The following is a 13,167-nucleotide window of genomic DNA, read 5'->3' as shown; positions in this document are numbered from 1 at the left end:
GATTCTACCGCGTGCGCGGCGGCGTCCCGGCGCCCAGCGGCTCCGTCCCCTCCTCGGTGAGGGCCAGGGTCACGGGCGCGTCCAGCTCGTCGACCGGCACGGCGCCCGCGGGCAGCACCTCGTCGGCGAACACGCACACCGCGCTCAGCAGCTCGGGGTGGGCCGTGCGGGGCAGCCGCGCGAGGAAGCGGTCGTAGTACCCGCCGCCGAAGCCGAGGCGGGCGCCGTCGTGCGCGACGGCGAGCGCGGGCACGAGCAGCACCCCCACGGAGCGCATGACCTCGATGCCGTGGCGGGCGCCCACGGGCTCGCGCAGCGCCGCGAGGCCGCCCTCCCGCACCGGGGTGTCCGGGGTCCAGCGCGCCCACGAGAGCCGGCGGCCGGGCTCGCACACCGGCACCCACACCCGGTGGCCGCGCCGGTGGGCGGTGGCGAGGGCGCGCTCCAGCGGCGGTTCCGTGGGCATCGGCAGGTACGCGGCGAGGTCCAGGTGCCCGCGCCCGGCCAGCAGCTCCGCGACGTGGCGGTCGAAGCCCACCTCGGCGTGCTCGCGGGCCGCCCGGGAGCGCCGGGCGCGCGCGGCCCGCCGCTCCCGGCGCAACCGGTCCTTCAGCTCCGCGGGGTCGCTCGGGTCCGTCATCGTCGCGCTCGCTCCTGGGTCGTCGTCGAGGACCGCACGGGGTCCCCGGGGGCGGGGCCGGCTCGCTGCCGGCCGGGGCACCGCGCCGCCGGCCGGCCGCCGCCGTGCGGCGGGCACCGGTGCTGCGAGGCTAGCCCCGGCCCCCGCGCGGTTCAACCGGACGCCGCCGACAATCCGCTAGCCTGTGCCCATGAGTGGAAACAACAACTGCCGGACGGTCCGGAAGGCCGTCATCCCCGCCGCCGGACTGGGCACGCGCTTCCTGCCCGCGACCAAGGCGATGCCCAAGGAGATGCTGCCGGTCGTGGACCGCCCGGCCATCCAGTACGTCGTCCAGGAAGCCGTCGACGCCGGCCTGCACGACGTGCTGATGATCACCGGCCGCTCCAAGCGGGCCCTGGAGGACCACTTCGACCGCGTCCCGGCCCTGGAGCACCAGCTGGAGGAGTCCGGCAAGACGGAGCTGCTCAAGGAGGTCGAGCACGCCTCCGAGCTCGGCGAGATCCACTACCTGCGCCAGGCCGACCCCAAGGGCCTGGGGCACGCGGTGCTGCGCGCCAAGATCCACGTGGGCGAGGAGCCCTTCGCCGTCCTGCTGGGCGACGACCTCATCGACGCCCGCGACAACCTGCTCACCGAGATGATCGCCGTGCAGCAGCGCACCGGCGGCTCCGTCGTGGCCCTCATGGAGGTCCCCGAGGACCAGATCAGCGCCTACGGCTGCGCCGACGTCACCGTCGTGGACGGGGCGGACTACGTGCGGATCAACGGCCTGGTGGAGAAGCCGGCCCCGGAGGACGCCCCGTCCAACCTGGCCATCATCGGCCGCTACGTCCTGCACCCGGACGTCTTCGAGGTGCTCGAGAACACCGCCCCGGGGCGCGGCAACGAGATCCAGCTCACCGACGCCCTGCAGACCCTCGCGACCCGCGACGGCGAGGGCGGCGGGGTGTACGGGGTGGTCTTCAAGGGCCGCCGCTACGACACGGGCGACAAGCTGAGCTACCTCAAGGCCAACATCATCCTGGCCTCGGAGCGCGAGGACCTCGGCCCCGAGCTGTGCGACTGGCTCAAGGACTACGTCCGGTCCCTGCCCGTGGGCTGAGAGGACACCCCAGCCGTGGCCGGACAGTTCCGGTGGCCCGTCACCGTCTCCTGGGGTGACCTCCGGCTGCGCCCGCTCGGCCGGGCCGACCGCCGGGAGTGGGACCTCGTGCGCCACCGCAACCGCGACTGGCTGGATCCGTGGGAGGCCACGAACCCCGTTCCCGGCGGCGAGGCGCCGACGTTCGGGCAGTTCGTGCGCACCCTCGACCAGCAGGCCAGACAGGGCACGGCGCTGCCGTTCGTGATCACGGAGCGGGCCCCGGGCACGGACCGGTTCGAGCTCATCGGCCAGCTCACCGTCTCGGGCATCTCCTGGGGCTCGTTCCTCTCCGCGACCCTCGGGTACTGGGTGGACCGGGAGCAGGCCGGCCGCGGCGTGGCCCCCATGGCCGTGGCGATGGCCACCGACTACTGCTTCCAGGGCCTCGGCCTGCACCGGATGGAGATCAACATCCGCCCGGAAAACACGAAGTCCCTGCGGGTGGTGGAGAAGCTCGGGTTCCGGGACGAGGGGCTGCGCAAGGACTTCCTGCACATCGACGGGCGCTGGACGGACCACCGCAGCTTCGCGCTCACCGCCCCGGAGGTGCCCGAGGGGCTGGTCCGGCGCTTCACCGGCTCGGACCGCCCCGCGGTGTGGCAGTGACCGGCGTGTCCACAGGGATGTCCACAGGCTGTCCGGGCGCGGTAGTAGGCTGTCGCTCACGGCCCGACCCCGGGCCCGGACACGCCGGCGCCGCGCGCCGGCGGTTCCCCGCCGCCCGTTCGAGCGCACGTTCGAGCGCACAAGAGGCAGGACCGCGACGATGATCTGGGTGAGCAGCTCGGCCGCGCTGGCCGTGGTGTGCGCCCTGTCCCTGTTCTGGGTCGTCCCGCGCCTGCAGCGTCGCCGCGAGGGCCCCGTCGAGGCCCGGGTCGAGATCGCCGGCACCGATCTCGTCCCGGAGCAGTCCCCGGAGCTGCCCGAGCCGACCTCCCCCGTGTCCCGCCGACGAAGGATCACCATGGCGACCACCGACACCCCCTCGCCGCGCACGGGCAGCGGCACCGCCTCCCGTCCCGGCGCCCTGCGCATCAAGTGGGACCGCGCCGGGATCTTCCTGGGCGGGTGCGCCGCCCTGCTCGCCGCCCTGGTCACGGCCGTGCTGGCGCCGCTGTCCGCCGCCGTGAGCTGGCCGTGGCCCGTGTTCCTGCTCCTGCTGGGCCTCGGCTCCGTGCTGGCCCTGCGCTACCTCGCCGTCCAGGACCGCGCGTCGCACCGCGCGGCCCGCCCCGCCCGCACGGACACCACGGCCGACCCGCACGCCCCGCGCCAGGACGTCGCCCTGTTCGACAACGAGCACGCCGTCGCGGAGGAGGCCCGGGAGCAGTCCCGCCAGGCCGCCGAGGCGCTCGACCTCCCCGCGCAGCACGAGCAGCCCCAGGCCGACGCCCCCGCCCCCGCTCCGGCCGCGTTCACGGTCGAGGAGCTGCGGGCGGAGGCGCTCAAGGTGGCCCGGGAGTGCGGCGCCGCCGCCCGCACCTGGGAGCCCGTGCCCGTGCCCCGCCCCACCTACGCCGACGCGCCCGTGGTCCCGCGCCCGGAGCCGGAGCCGCTGCCCGTGCCGGAGCAGCCCGTGGCCCGGTCCGCGACGCTCAAGGACGCCGTGCGCATGGGGGAGGAGCGCGGGCGCTCCGCCCTGGACCTCGACGACGTCCTCAAGCGGCGCCGGGCCTGAGCCCCGTCCCCAGCGTCCGCCGCACCCGCCGCACGGCCCCGTCCGGGGCCGTGCGGCGGACCCGTTCCGGGGGCGGGCTCCCCGGTATCATCGCCGCAACAACCGGGGGACGGTCCCTGCCGCCCTCGGACCCGATCGAGGAGGACTGCCATGGCACCCGTCGCCCACCGCGAGATCGAGCGCAAGTACGAGGTCCCCGAGGGCGCCGAGGAGCGCATCGACTGGAGCGGGCTGCAGGGGTACACCGTGTCCGCCGAGCCGGTCGAGCACCGCATGGAGGCGGTGTACTACGACACGCCGGACATGGCGCTGGCCCGGCGCCTCGTCGCGCTGCGCCGCCGCCGCGGCGGAGCGGACGACGGGTGGCACGTGAAGTTCCACGAGCCGTCCGGGCGCCGCGAGCTGCAGTTCCCCCTGCTGCGCACGCCGGAGCGGATGCCCGCGGCGGTGCGGACGCTGCTCGCGGGGCTGGCCGGCGGTGAGCGGCTGCGTCCCGTGGCGACCCTGCGCACCGTGCGGCGGGTGCTGATGATCGGCGACCCCGCCGGAACGGAGGTCGCCGAGCTCGCCGCCGACGTCGTCGAGGCCGTCGACGAGCGCACCGGCACGGTGCGCTCGTGGTCGGAGTGGGAGGTCGAGCTGGTCGACGGGACCGTCCCCGAGGAGCAGCAGGAGGAGATCTTCTCCGCGGTCGAGGAGGCGGTCTTCGCGGTGGGGGGCAGGCCGTCGACGTCGCGGGCCAAGATCGCCCGCGCCCTCGGCGCCGAGGACGACGACGCGGTGGCCGCCGGGCCCGTCCCGGAGCAGGCCGAGGTCCCGGCGGGGTCCGCCCCGACCGGGGAGCAGGACGAGCGGGACGCGGAGGGCGAGCCACGGCCGAAGGAGAAGAAGGGGAAGAAGCCGAAGAAGCCGGCGGTCTCCGGGGCGGAGCTGCTCCGGACGGTGCTGGCCGAGCTGGCGGAGCAGCTCGTGCTGTGGGACTTCAAGGTCCGGCTCGAGGTCCCGGACGCCGTGCACCAGATGCGGGTGACGTCGCGGTCGCTGCGCAGCGTGCTGAAGGCGGCGGACCCGTTCCTCGAGGGCGACGTCGCGGAGGACCTGTACGTGCGCCTCCGGGAGCTCGCCCGCACCCTGTCGGCGGCCCGGGACGCGGAGGTGACGGCGCAGCTGCTGCCCGCGCGGGTCGAGGAGCTGGGGGGCCGTGTCGGCCCGGCCCCGGCGGCCGTGCTCCAGCACCGGGCCGAGGAGCAGGCCGAGCTGGCCGCCCGCTCGGTGCGCCGGTCCCTGGCCTCCAAGGAGCACCTGCGGCTGCTGGCCGACGTCCGGGAGTTCGCCGCGGCACCGCCCCTGACGGAGCAGTGCGCGGAGCTCTCGGCGCGGAAGGTCGCCAGCACGATGCTGCGCCGGGCGCTGCGCAAGGTGGTGCGCGTGGGCGAGCAGGGCGCGGCGGCGGAGGCCTCGGGCGCCGGGGCGGATGCCGCCCAGCGGCTCGAGCACCTCCACGTGGTGCGCAAGGCGGTCAAGCGGGTCCGCTACGTCGAGGCGGTGCTGGGCGGCTCGGGCTTCCGCGCCGGCAAGTCGGTGCGCCGGGCGGCCGCGGACGCCCGGGAGTACCAGAACGCCCTGGGGCGGATCATGGACGCCGCGGTCGTGGAGGGCTGGCTCGCGCGGACGGCGCAGGCCCTCAGCGGCTCGGGGGAGGACCGCTACGCGGTGGGGCTCCTGCACGGCGCGGAGGTCGTGCACCTGCACTCCGGCGTGGCGGGCGGCGCGGACGTGGTCGGGGTGCTGCTGGCCCAGCTGCGGAAGGACCTCGCCTGAGGTGCTCCGTCCCGGAAGGGACGGAGGGCGGGAAGCACGGAAGGCCCCGGCGCGAGCCGGGGCCTTCCGTGGGCGTCCGGCGGGCGGACGCGGTGTCGTGGAGCTAAGGGGAATCGAACCCCTGACCTTTTCATTGCGAACGAAACGCTCTACCAACTGAGCTATAGCCCCGGAGCAACCCCTCCATCCTATACGTGCGGGTCGGTTTTCGCATCTCGGGCGCCCGGCGCGCCGGGCGCGAGGAGCGGGCCGGGCCCCGCGCGGTCGGGAGCCGTGCCCGCAGTCGGTAGATTGGCGGCCATGAACGCTGCACCCGGGCACGAGGACCCCACCGACGAGCCCGCCGAGACCCCCGCCCCGAGACCCGCCGACGGCCCCGCCGGGAACCCCGACCACAGCGCCGCCGACGGGCCCGCCCGATCGGCGGACCTGGTCGTGGCGTTCGTCCCCGGGGTGATGCCCGGCAAGTGGTTCTTCCGCTGGCGGGACCGCAACCCCGGCCGGGCCCTCGCGGAGCGGCCGCTCGAGGCGGACACCTGGCGGGACGAGCTGGGGCAGGGCCGCGCCCACGCGTGCTTCGTGCGCCTGCCCGCCCACCCGCGGGCCGGGGTCGACGACCTCGCCGCCCTGCGCCGTGACTTCCGGGCCGTGGAGCTCTACGCCGAGCAGCAGGTCGTGGTGCTGCCCCGCGACCACGAGCTGACCCTGCTCGACGAGGTGCCGGTGGCCGAGCTCGTCGACGAGGTGCTCCTCCAGGAGCCCGCGTCCCTGCCCGAGCGCCAGCGGCTGCGCTCCCCGGAGGCGGTCGCCGCCGACGCGCCCCTGCCGCCGGTGCGCCACGCCAGGGACGCGATCGAGCTCGTGGCCGCCGGGCTGGGCCTGGTCGTGGTGCCCATGTCCGTGGCGCGGCTGCACCACCGCAAGGACCTGGTCCACCGGGTGGTGCCCGACGCCGCGACGGTCCCCGTGGCCCTGGTGTGGCCGCAGGACCTGCCCGAGGAGCAGGAGGAGCTCGTGCAGGACTTCGTGGGCGTGGTGCGCGGGCGCGGGCTGAACAGCTCCCGGGGCACCGGCACGGGCGGGCCGGCGGCGGAGCCGGCCGCGGACCGCAGGCCGGCGAAGGGCGCCCAGGGCGCGCGCGCGTCGTCGTCCTCGGGGCGGGCCGCACGCCCGGCCGCCGGCGGGCGCCGGGGACCGGGAGGGGGCAGGGCCGGGCGCGGCAAGGCCGCGGGCCGGTCGAAGGGGCGCGGGCGCCGGTGAGCCCGGGCTACTGGCTGACGGCCACCGTGTAGGACCACAGCTCCGAGGAGGTGCCCACGGGGCGGGGCCGGGAGGCGCCCTCCTCGGCGGAGCCGCCGCCGTGGGCGCGGGTGAAGTGCTGCGAGGACGTCCACGCCTGGAACGACTCCTCGTCGGCCCAGCGGGTCAGCACGAGCCACTGGGTGCGCCCGTCGGTGGGCTGCAGCAGCTCGAAGCCCTCGAAGCCGGGGACGCCGGCCATCGACCCGCCGTGGGCCCCGAAGCGCCGGCCGAGCTCGTCGCCGGAGTCGGCGGGGACGGTGATGGCGTTGATCTTGACGATGCTCATGCGTCCGATCCTGGCACATCCCGCCGCACGGCCCGCAGCTGCCCCGTCTCGGGGTGCGCGGGGGCGCCGGGCGCCGGCTCCGCCTGCCGCACGACCGTCTGGTTGAGCAGGGGGATGTGCAGGCCCTCGCGGTCGAGCATCTTCTTCATCCGCAGGCGCAGGGCGCGGGCGACGTCCCACTGCTTGAGGGGCACGGTGCGCACGGCGACGCGCAGCGTCACGGACTCGCCGGTGACGGCCTCCACGCCCCAGACCTCCGGGTCCTCGGTGATGAACTCGCCCACCCTCGGGTCGTCGCGCAGCAGGGCGGCCTCGTGCAGGATGAGCTCGCTGAGCAGCTCGATGTTCGTGTCGTAGGGCACGGGGACGTCGAGCACGCAGCGGGCCCAGCCCTGCGACTGGTTGCCGACCCGCAGGATCTCGCCGTTGCGCACGTGCCACAGGGTGCCGTTGACGTCGCGGACCTGGGTCACGCGCAGACCGACGGACTCCACCGTCCCGCTCGCCTCGCCGAGGTCCACGACGTCCCCGATGCCCAGCTGGTCCTCCGCGACCATGAAGATCCCGGAGAGGTAGTCCTTCACGAGGGACTGGGCGCCGAAGCTCAGGGCCACGCCGGCGATCCCGGCGCTGGCCAGGACCGGGCCGATGTCGTAGTCCAGCTCCGAGATGACCATCAGCAGCGCGACGGCCCAGACCACCACCGTCGTCACGGACGACAGGACGGAGCCGATGGTGTGGGCGCGCTGGGCCTGCCGGGCGCCGGCGAGCCCGGCGTCCTCGACCCAGCGCGGCCTGCCGCTCTCGAGCCGGCGCACGATCCGCGAGCGCGTGCCCCTGGCGATCCCCCCGGTGACCCGGCGGATCAGCAGGCGCAGCACCGCGGCGAGCACGGCGGCGCCGAGCAGGACCAGGAGGATCCGCAGCGGCTTGTCGAGCCAGAAGTCCCAGCCCAGGTCCAGGGCCGGCGTCGGGGCGGACAGGGGCAGGCGGGCGGGGGAGCGCATGGAGGAAGCGTAACGAACGCCACCGGCGGATCGCCCCGGGTCACGGCGGGCGCCCGGGGGCGTCGGGCACAATGGTGCCCAGACCCGTGGCGCCGCGCACCCGGCCCGCACGCTCCCGACCCGAGGATCCCATGAGCTCCCTCAGCACCGCCCTGCCCACCGTCCTCGACGCCGCCGCGGAGCCCGCGGGCGAAAGCCTGGGCGGGATCGCCGACTGGGCGGTCGGCGTCATGGAGACCATCGGCGCCCCCGGCGCCGGGCTCCTGGTCGCCCTGGAGAACCTGTTCCCGCCTCTGCCGTCCGAGGTGATCCTGCCGCTGGCCGGGTTCACCGCGAGCCAGGGCAGCTTCACGGTGGGCGGGGCGATCTTCTGGACCACCCTGGGCGCCGTGGTGGGGGCGATCGCGCTCTACTGGATCGGCGCCGCGCTCGGGCGCCGCCGGCTGCGGGCCATCGTGGACCGGATGCCGCTCGTCGACCTGCACGACCTCGACCGCACCGAGGAGTGGTTCGACCGGCACGGGAAGGCCGCCGTCTTCTTCGGGCGGATGATCCCCGTCTTCCGGTCCCTGATCTCGATCCCGGCGGGCATCGAGCGGATGTCCTTCGGGGCGTTCGTGCTGCTGAGCACGGCCGGGTCCCTGATCTGGAACACGGTCTTCGTGCTGGCCGGGTACTACCTCGGCGAGAACTGGCACGTCGCCGAGCAGTACGCCGGCGTGTTCTCGAGGATCGTGGTGGTCCTGGTCGCCGCCTTCCTCCTCTGGTGGGTGGTCAAGCGGGTGCTGCGCAACCGGCGCGGGCTCACCGACGCCGCCCGCCGCGAGCGCGGGGAGCTGTGACGCGGACGGTCACCGCCCCTTCCTGAGCCCGGGACGGGGCGTGGAGGGCGAGCCCGGCCAGGACCATCAGGCCCAGGGGCAGGAGGGCCGCCCCACCGCTGCGGGCGAGGAGAAGAGCCGCCGGGAGCAGAAGAAGACCCGGGACCGCATCTGGTCCCGGGTCTTCCACGGCGCGCGGCGGCACGCCGCACCCCCCATGCTGGGAAGCCCCGGGGGCCGGGGCAAACCGGTGCGGGGCGGCGGTGCGCCGAACGGCCCCGGCGTGCGTTTTCCGGACCGTGCGCCGGCCCGCCGCGGCGTCCCCCGGGCGCCCAGCACGGCGAGGCGTTCCTAGAATGGTCCCCATGAGTCTTCCCATGGACACCCGGGTGGGTGCCTACGCCGTCATCGTCCGGGACGGGGCGGTGCTGCTCAGCCACTGGAACCCCCGCCACCCCACCCTCCGGGGGGCGTGGAGCCTGCCCGGCGGAGGCATGGAGATCGGGGAGCAGCCCGCGCAGACGGCCGTGCGGGAGGTGCTCGAGGAGACCGGGTACACCGTGGAGATCGACGAGCTGCTCGGCGTGCACAGCCGCCACATGGGCCCCGAGGAGCGCATGGACGGGCTCGCCCGCCCCTTCCACGCGCTGCGCGTCGTCTACCGCGCGCACGTCACCGGGGGCACGCTCACCGCGGAGGTGGACGGGACCTCCGACGAGGCGCGGTGGGTCCCGCTCACCGCGCTGGCGGAGCTGCCGCTCGTGGGTCTCGTGCCCGTCGCGCTCGAGCTGGCGGGGCTGGCACCCGCCGGGGAGCGCCGGTGAGCCGGCGCCGGCCCACCGCGCTGGCCGCGCTGGCCGCCCTCGCGCCGCTCGCCGCGCTGACGGGCTGCGGCGGGGACGCCGCGCCCGCCCCGGAGGCGCCCTCGCCCACCGGGTCCGCCGCGGCGCCGATCCGGATCGCCACGGGACCCACCGGGCAGACCGCCGTGCTCGCCCACGTCTACGCCGAGCGGCTGCGCGGGGCCGGCTTCGACGCGAGCGTCGTGGACACCGGCACGGGCCGCTCCGGCCACCTCGAGGCCCTGGAGCGCGGGGACGTCGAGCTCGCCGCCGACTACTCCGGCAACCTCTACCTCCACCTGCGCGCCCCGCGGGCCGTGGGCCCCGGGGCCGCCCCCACGCCGAGCCCCGGGGCCACCGCGCCCTCCGCGCAGCGCACCACGCCACCGGACCGCGGTCTCGCCGAGGATCTCTCCGAGCTGCTGGGCCTCGGCGGCGAGGGCGCCGGCGACGAGGACGTGCTCGGCGGCGTCCGCGACGTCCTCCCGGAGGGGCTGCAGATGCTCGAGCCCGCCCCGGCCGAGAACAGGATCGCGGTCGTCGTGACCCGCGCCACCGCCGTCGAGCACGGGCTCGAGGACCTCGAGGACCTCGGACCGGTCTGCTCCGCGCTCGACCTCGGCGCGGACCCCGACTTCGCCGCGAGGCCCTACGGCTCCGAGGGCCTGGAGGACGCCTACGAGTGCGTGCCCGAGGACGTCGTGCCCTTCGCCTCGACGGGGGAGCTCGTCACCGCGCTGCTCGCGGACGACGTCCAGGCCGCGGCGCTGTTCACCGCCTCCCCGGCGATCGAGGACAACGGGCTCGTGGTCCTCGGGGACCCCCTCGACAACTTCGTGCCCCAGCGGGTGGTGCCCGTGGGCGCGGAGGACCTCCCGGAGGCCGCGGTGCAGGTCGTCGACGAGGTCTCCGCCGGGATCGACACCGACGACCTCGTGCTCATGACCCGGATGACCACCGCCCGGGACCCGTACACGCCCGAGGAGGCCGCCCGGTACTGGCTCGACGGCGACGACGACACCTGAGGGCTCCCGGCGCGCGGGCTGCCCGGAGGTAGGGTGGAGCGCATGGCAGTGGTGAAGCAGTCCGACAAGCTCAAGAACGTCCTCTACGACATCCGTGGCCCCGTGCTGGAGCAGGCGGAGCGGATGGAGGCCGAGGGCCACCGGATCCTCAAGCTCAACATCGGCAACCCTGCCCCGTTCGGTTTCGAGGCCCCGGACGCGATCCTCGTGGACATGATCAAGAACCTGCCCAACGCGCAGGGCTACTCCGACTCCCGGGGCATCTACTCGGCCCGGACCGCGGTGGTGCAGTACTACCAGACGCGCGGGATCATGAACCTCGACACCGACGACGTCTACCTCGGCAACGGGGTCTCCGAGCTGATCACCATGTCCCTGCAGGCCCTGTGCAACCCGGGCGACGAGATCCTCGTCCCGTCCCCGGACTACCCCCTGTGGACCGCGTCCGTGGCCCTCGCCGGCGGCACCCCCGTGCACTACCGCTGCGACGAGGACAACGACTGGAACCCGGACCTCGAGGACCTCGCCGCGAAGATCACCCCGCGCACCCGCGGCATCGTGATCATCAACCCGAACAACCCGACCGGCGCGGTCTACTCCCGCGAGGTGCTGCAGTCGATCGTGGACCTCGCGGCCGAGCACGAGCTGCTGCTGTTCTCGGACGAGATCTACGAGAAGATCACCTACGACGGCGCCGAGATGATCAACACCGCGACCCTCACCGGCGAGGACGTGCTGTGCCTGACGTTCTCCGGGCTGTCCAAGGCCTACCGGGTGGCCGGGTACCGCTCCGGGTGGCTGGCCATCACCGGGCCCAACTGGAAGGCCGAGAGCTTCATCGAGGGGATCAAGCTGCTGGCCAACATGCGCATGTGCGCCAACGTCCCCGCCCAGCACGCCATCCAGACCGCCCTGGGCGGCTACCAGACGATCAACGACCTCGTCCTGCCCGGCGGACGGCTCAAGGCCCAGCGCGACCTCGCCCACCGGAGGCTCAACCAGATCGACGGGGTCAGCTGCGAACAGGCGGACGGCGCCCTGTACCTGTTCCCCAAGCTCGACGTCGAGAAGTTCGGCATCGTCGACGACGAGAAGTTCGCGCTGGACCTGCTCAAGGAGCAGAAGATCCTCGTCACCCACGGCCGCGCCTTCAACTGGCCCGAGCCCGACCACTTCCGGCTCGTGACCCTGCCGTCCGTGGAGACCCTCGGCACGGCCCTGGACCGGATCGAGGAGTTCCTCAGCAGCTACCGCCAGTGACCGGCCCGCCGCCGGCGGCCGGACCCACCAGGAGGACCGCGATGACCACCACCCCGAGGCGCCCCGGCGCCGGGTTCGACCAGGACGTGCGCTGCCTGCTGCGGGCGGGCCCCGGGCTGTCCCTCGCCGCCGTGGACACCGGGTCGACCCCCGGCTTCTCCGGCGGCAAGACGGCCGGCGAGGCGCTGCGCTCGGCGCGCAAGGGGGAGCTGGCCGACCTGCAGCGGCTGCTCTACGCCAACGCCACGGCCGCCGACGCCCCCCACCGGCTGCTGCTCGTGCTCCAGGGCATGGACACCTCCGGCAAGGGCGGGATCCTCACGCACGTGCTCGGCGGGCTGAACCCGCACGGCGTGCACACCCACGGGTTCGGCCGGCCGACCGAGGAGGAGGCGGCCCAGCACTTCCTGCACCGCGTGCGCCGGCAGCTGCCGCGCCCGGGCGTCATCGGCGCCTTCGACCGCTCCCACTACGAGGACGTCCTCGTGCCCGTGGTCCACGGCATGCTCCACGGCGAGCGGCTCGAGCACCGCTACGCCGAGATCCGCGCCTTCGAGCAGGAGCTCGCCCTGGAGGGCGCGGTCGTGGTGAAGGTGTTCCTGCACCTGGGCCGGGACGCCCAGCGCAAGAACCTGCTGGCCCGGCTCGACGACCCGGCCAAGCGGTGGAAGTACGACCCCGCCGACATCGACGCGCGCCGGCGGTGGGACGCCTACCGGGCCGCCTACGAGGGGGCGATCCGGGCCACCGACGCGCAGCACGCGCCCTGGTACGTGGTGCCCACGGACAAGAAGTGGTACGCCCGGGCCGTCGTGCAGGACCTGCTGATCTCCGCCCTCACGGACCTGGGCCTGGACTGGCCCGAGCCCTCCTACGACGTCCTGGAGCAGCGGCGCCTCCTCGCCCGGGGCTGAGCCGGCCCCGGCTCAGCCGTCCTCGCCGGGCTCCCCGCCGTCGGCGTCCGCCCGGCGGGCCCGGGCGGCGTCGAGGCGCTCCCGCGCCCCGTCCAGCCACTGCTCGCACCGCGCCGCCAGCGCCTCGCCGCGCTCCCACAGGGCCAGGGACTCCTCGAGGGACGTGCCGCCTGCCTCCAGGCGGGAGACGACCTGCACGAGCTCCTCGCGGGCCTGCTCGTAGCCCATGGCCGCGATGTCGGACAGGTCGGGTGCTGCGGGGTGGTCGGCGCTCGCCATGGGTGCGGCCTTTCTGCGGCTGGTCTGTTGCGTGCCGCGCCGTCGGTGGAGCGGAGCCGGCGCGGGTCCGGCCCCATTGTCCCACCCCGGCCCGGCGGGCGCCGCCGTGCGGCCGCCGGGCCGGGGCCGTCCTGCCCGGGCGGCG

14 protein-coding genes and 1 tRNA gene are annotated in these 13,167 nt (G+C 75.1%); 10 read left to right on the top strand and 5 right to left on the bottom strand.

The window, feature by feature from the left end; translation table 11 throughout:
• Positions 1 to 4: 4 nt before the first annotated feature.
• Positions 5 to 640 (bottom strand): 5-formyltetrahydrofolate cyclo-ligase, encoded by a 636-nt coding sequence (locus tag ACYSMR_RS04910; RefSeq protein WP_309126547.1) that lies wholly within the window; start codon positions 638 to 640, stop codon positions 5 to 7.
• 190 nt (positions 641 to 830) lie between these two features.
• Here ACYSMR_RS04910 and galU point away from each other — a divergent pair, with 190 nt between their 5' ends.
• From galU to ACYSMR_RS04890, 4 genes are all read left to right on the top strand, one after another.
• Complete coding sequence (gene galU / locus ACYSMR_RS04905) at positions 831 to 1,745, top strand: UTP--glucose-1-phosphate uridylyltransferase GalU (RefSeq protein ID WP_461747549.1); 915 nt, start codon at positions 831 to 833, stop codon at positions 1,743 to 1,745.
• Between the two features lie 15 nt (positions 1,746 to 1,760).
• On the top strand, positions 1,761 to 2,393 hold the full coding sequence (locus tag ACYSMR_RS04900) for a GNAT family N-acetyltransferase (protein ID WP_461747548.1): 633 nt from the start codon (positions 1,761 to 1,763) through the stop codon (positions 2,391 to 2,393).
• Positions 2,394 to 2,553: 160 nt separating this feature from the next.
• Positions 2,554 to 3,465, top strand: a complete 912-nt coding sequence (locus ACYSMR_RS04895) for a hypothetical protein (RefSeq protein WP_461747547.1) — start codon at positions 2,554 to 2,556, stop codon at positions 3,463 to 3,465.
• A gap of 150 nt (positions 3,466 to 3,615) precedes the next feature.
• Complete coding sequence (locus ACYSMR_RS04890; RefSeq protein WP_461747546.1) at positions 3,616 to 5,286, top strand: CYTH and CHAD domain-containing protein; 1,671 nt, start codon at positions 3,616 to 3,618, stop codon at positions 5,284 to 5,286.
• A gap of 98 nt (positions 5,287 to 5,384) precedes the next feature.
• Here ACYSMR_RS04890 and ACYSMR_RS04885 read toward each other — a convergent pair.
• Positions 5,385 to 5,457, bottom strand: a tRNA-Ala gene (locus tag ACYSMR_RS04885).
• A 129-nt stretch (positions 5,458 to 5,586) separates the two neighbouring features.
• On the opposite strand from ACYSMR_RS04885, the gene ACYSMR_RS04880 reads away from it, so the two are divergent.
• A complete protein-coding gene (locus ACYSMR_RS04880) occupies positions 5,587 to 6,546 on the top strand; it encodes a LysR family transcriptional regulator substrate-binding protein (protein ID WP_461747545.1) in 960 nt (319 codons plus the stop codon).
• Between the two features lie 7 nt (positions 6,547 to 6,553).
• Here the strand turns inward: ACYSMR_RS04880 and ACYSMR_RS04875 are convergent, their stop codons facing one another.
• Together ACYSMR_RS04875 and ACYSMR_RS04870 are read right to left on the bottom strand one after the other, a co-directional pair.
• Positions 6,554 to 6,874, bottom strand: a complete 321-nt coding sequence (locus ACYSMR_RS04875; RefSeq protein ID WP_461747544.1) for an antibiotic biosynthesis monooxygenase family protein — start codon at positions 6,872 to 6,874, stop codon at positions 6,554 to 6,556.
• Complete coding sequence (locus ACYSMR_RS04870; protein WP_461747543.1) at positions 6,871 to 7,881, bottom strand: mechanosensitive ion channel family protein; 1,011 nt, start codon at positions 7,879 to 7,881, stop codon at positions 6,871 to 6,873. The genes ACYSMR_RS04875 and ACYSMR_RS04870 overlap by 4 nt, the downstream gene beginning before the upstream one ends.
• A 131-nt stretch (positions 7,882 to 8,012) precedes the next feature.
• On the opposite strand from ACYSMR_RS04870, the gene ACYSMR_RS04865 reads away from it, so the two are divergent.
• The 5 genes from ACYSMR_RS04865 (at position 8,013) to ACYSMR_RS04845 (ending at position 12,743) form a co-directional block, all read left to right on the top strand.
• Entirely contained in the window at positions 8,013 to 8,723 is a 711-nt protein-coding gene (locus ACYSMR_RS04865) for a DedA family protein (protein WP_251334485.1), read from the top strand.
• A gap of 344 nt (positions 8,724 to 9,067) precedes the next feature.
• Positions 9,068 to 9,526, top strand: coding sequence for an NUDIX hydrolase (locus tag ACYSMR_RS04860; protein WP_461747542.1), 459 nt, complete (start codon positions 9,068 to 9,070; stop codon positions 9,524 to 9,526).
• On the top strand, positions 9,523 to 10,569 hold the full coding sequence (locus tag ACYSMR_RS04855) for a glycine betaine ABC transporter substrate-binding protein (RefSeq protein WP_461747541.1): 1,047 nt from the start codon (positions 9,523 to 9,525) through the stop codon (positions 10,567 to 10,569). The genes ACYSMR_RS04860 and ACYSMR_RS04855 overlap by 4 nt, the downstream gene beginning before the upstream one ends.
• Positions 10,570 to 10,611: 42 nt before the next feature.
• Positions 10,612 to 11,829 (top strand): pyridoxal phosphate-dependent aminotransferase, encoded by a 1,218-nt coding sequence (locus tag ACYSMR_RS04850; protein ID WP_251334488.1) that lies wholly within the window; start codon positions 10,612 to 10,614, stop codon positions 11,827 to 11,829.
• A 41-nt stretch (positions 11,830 to 11,870) separates the two neighbouring features.
• Entirely contained in the window at positions 11,871 to 12,743 is an 873-nt protein-coding gene (locus ACYSMR_RS04845; protein ID WP_251334489.1) for a PPK2 family polyphosphate kinase, read from the top strand.
• Positions 12,744 to 12,755: 12 nt separating this feature from the next.
• On the opposite strand, the gene ACYSMR_RS04840 is transcribed toward ACYSMR_RS04845, so the two are convergent.
• The gene (locus ACYSMR_RS04840) at positions 12,756 to 13,022 is read right to left on the bottom strand and encodes an exodeoxyribonuclease VII small subunit (RefSeq protein ID WP_251334490.1); all 267 of its coding nucleotides are present in this window, start codon (positions 13,020 to 13,022) and stop codon (positions 12,756 to 12,758) included.
• Positions 13,023 to 13,167: the final 145 nt, after the last annotated feature.

The organism is Kocuria sp. U4B, from assembly GCF_054875615.1.
This window is presented reverse-complemented; position numbering and strand designations above follow the sequence as displayed.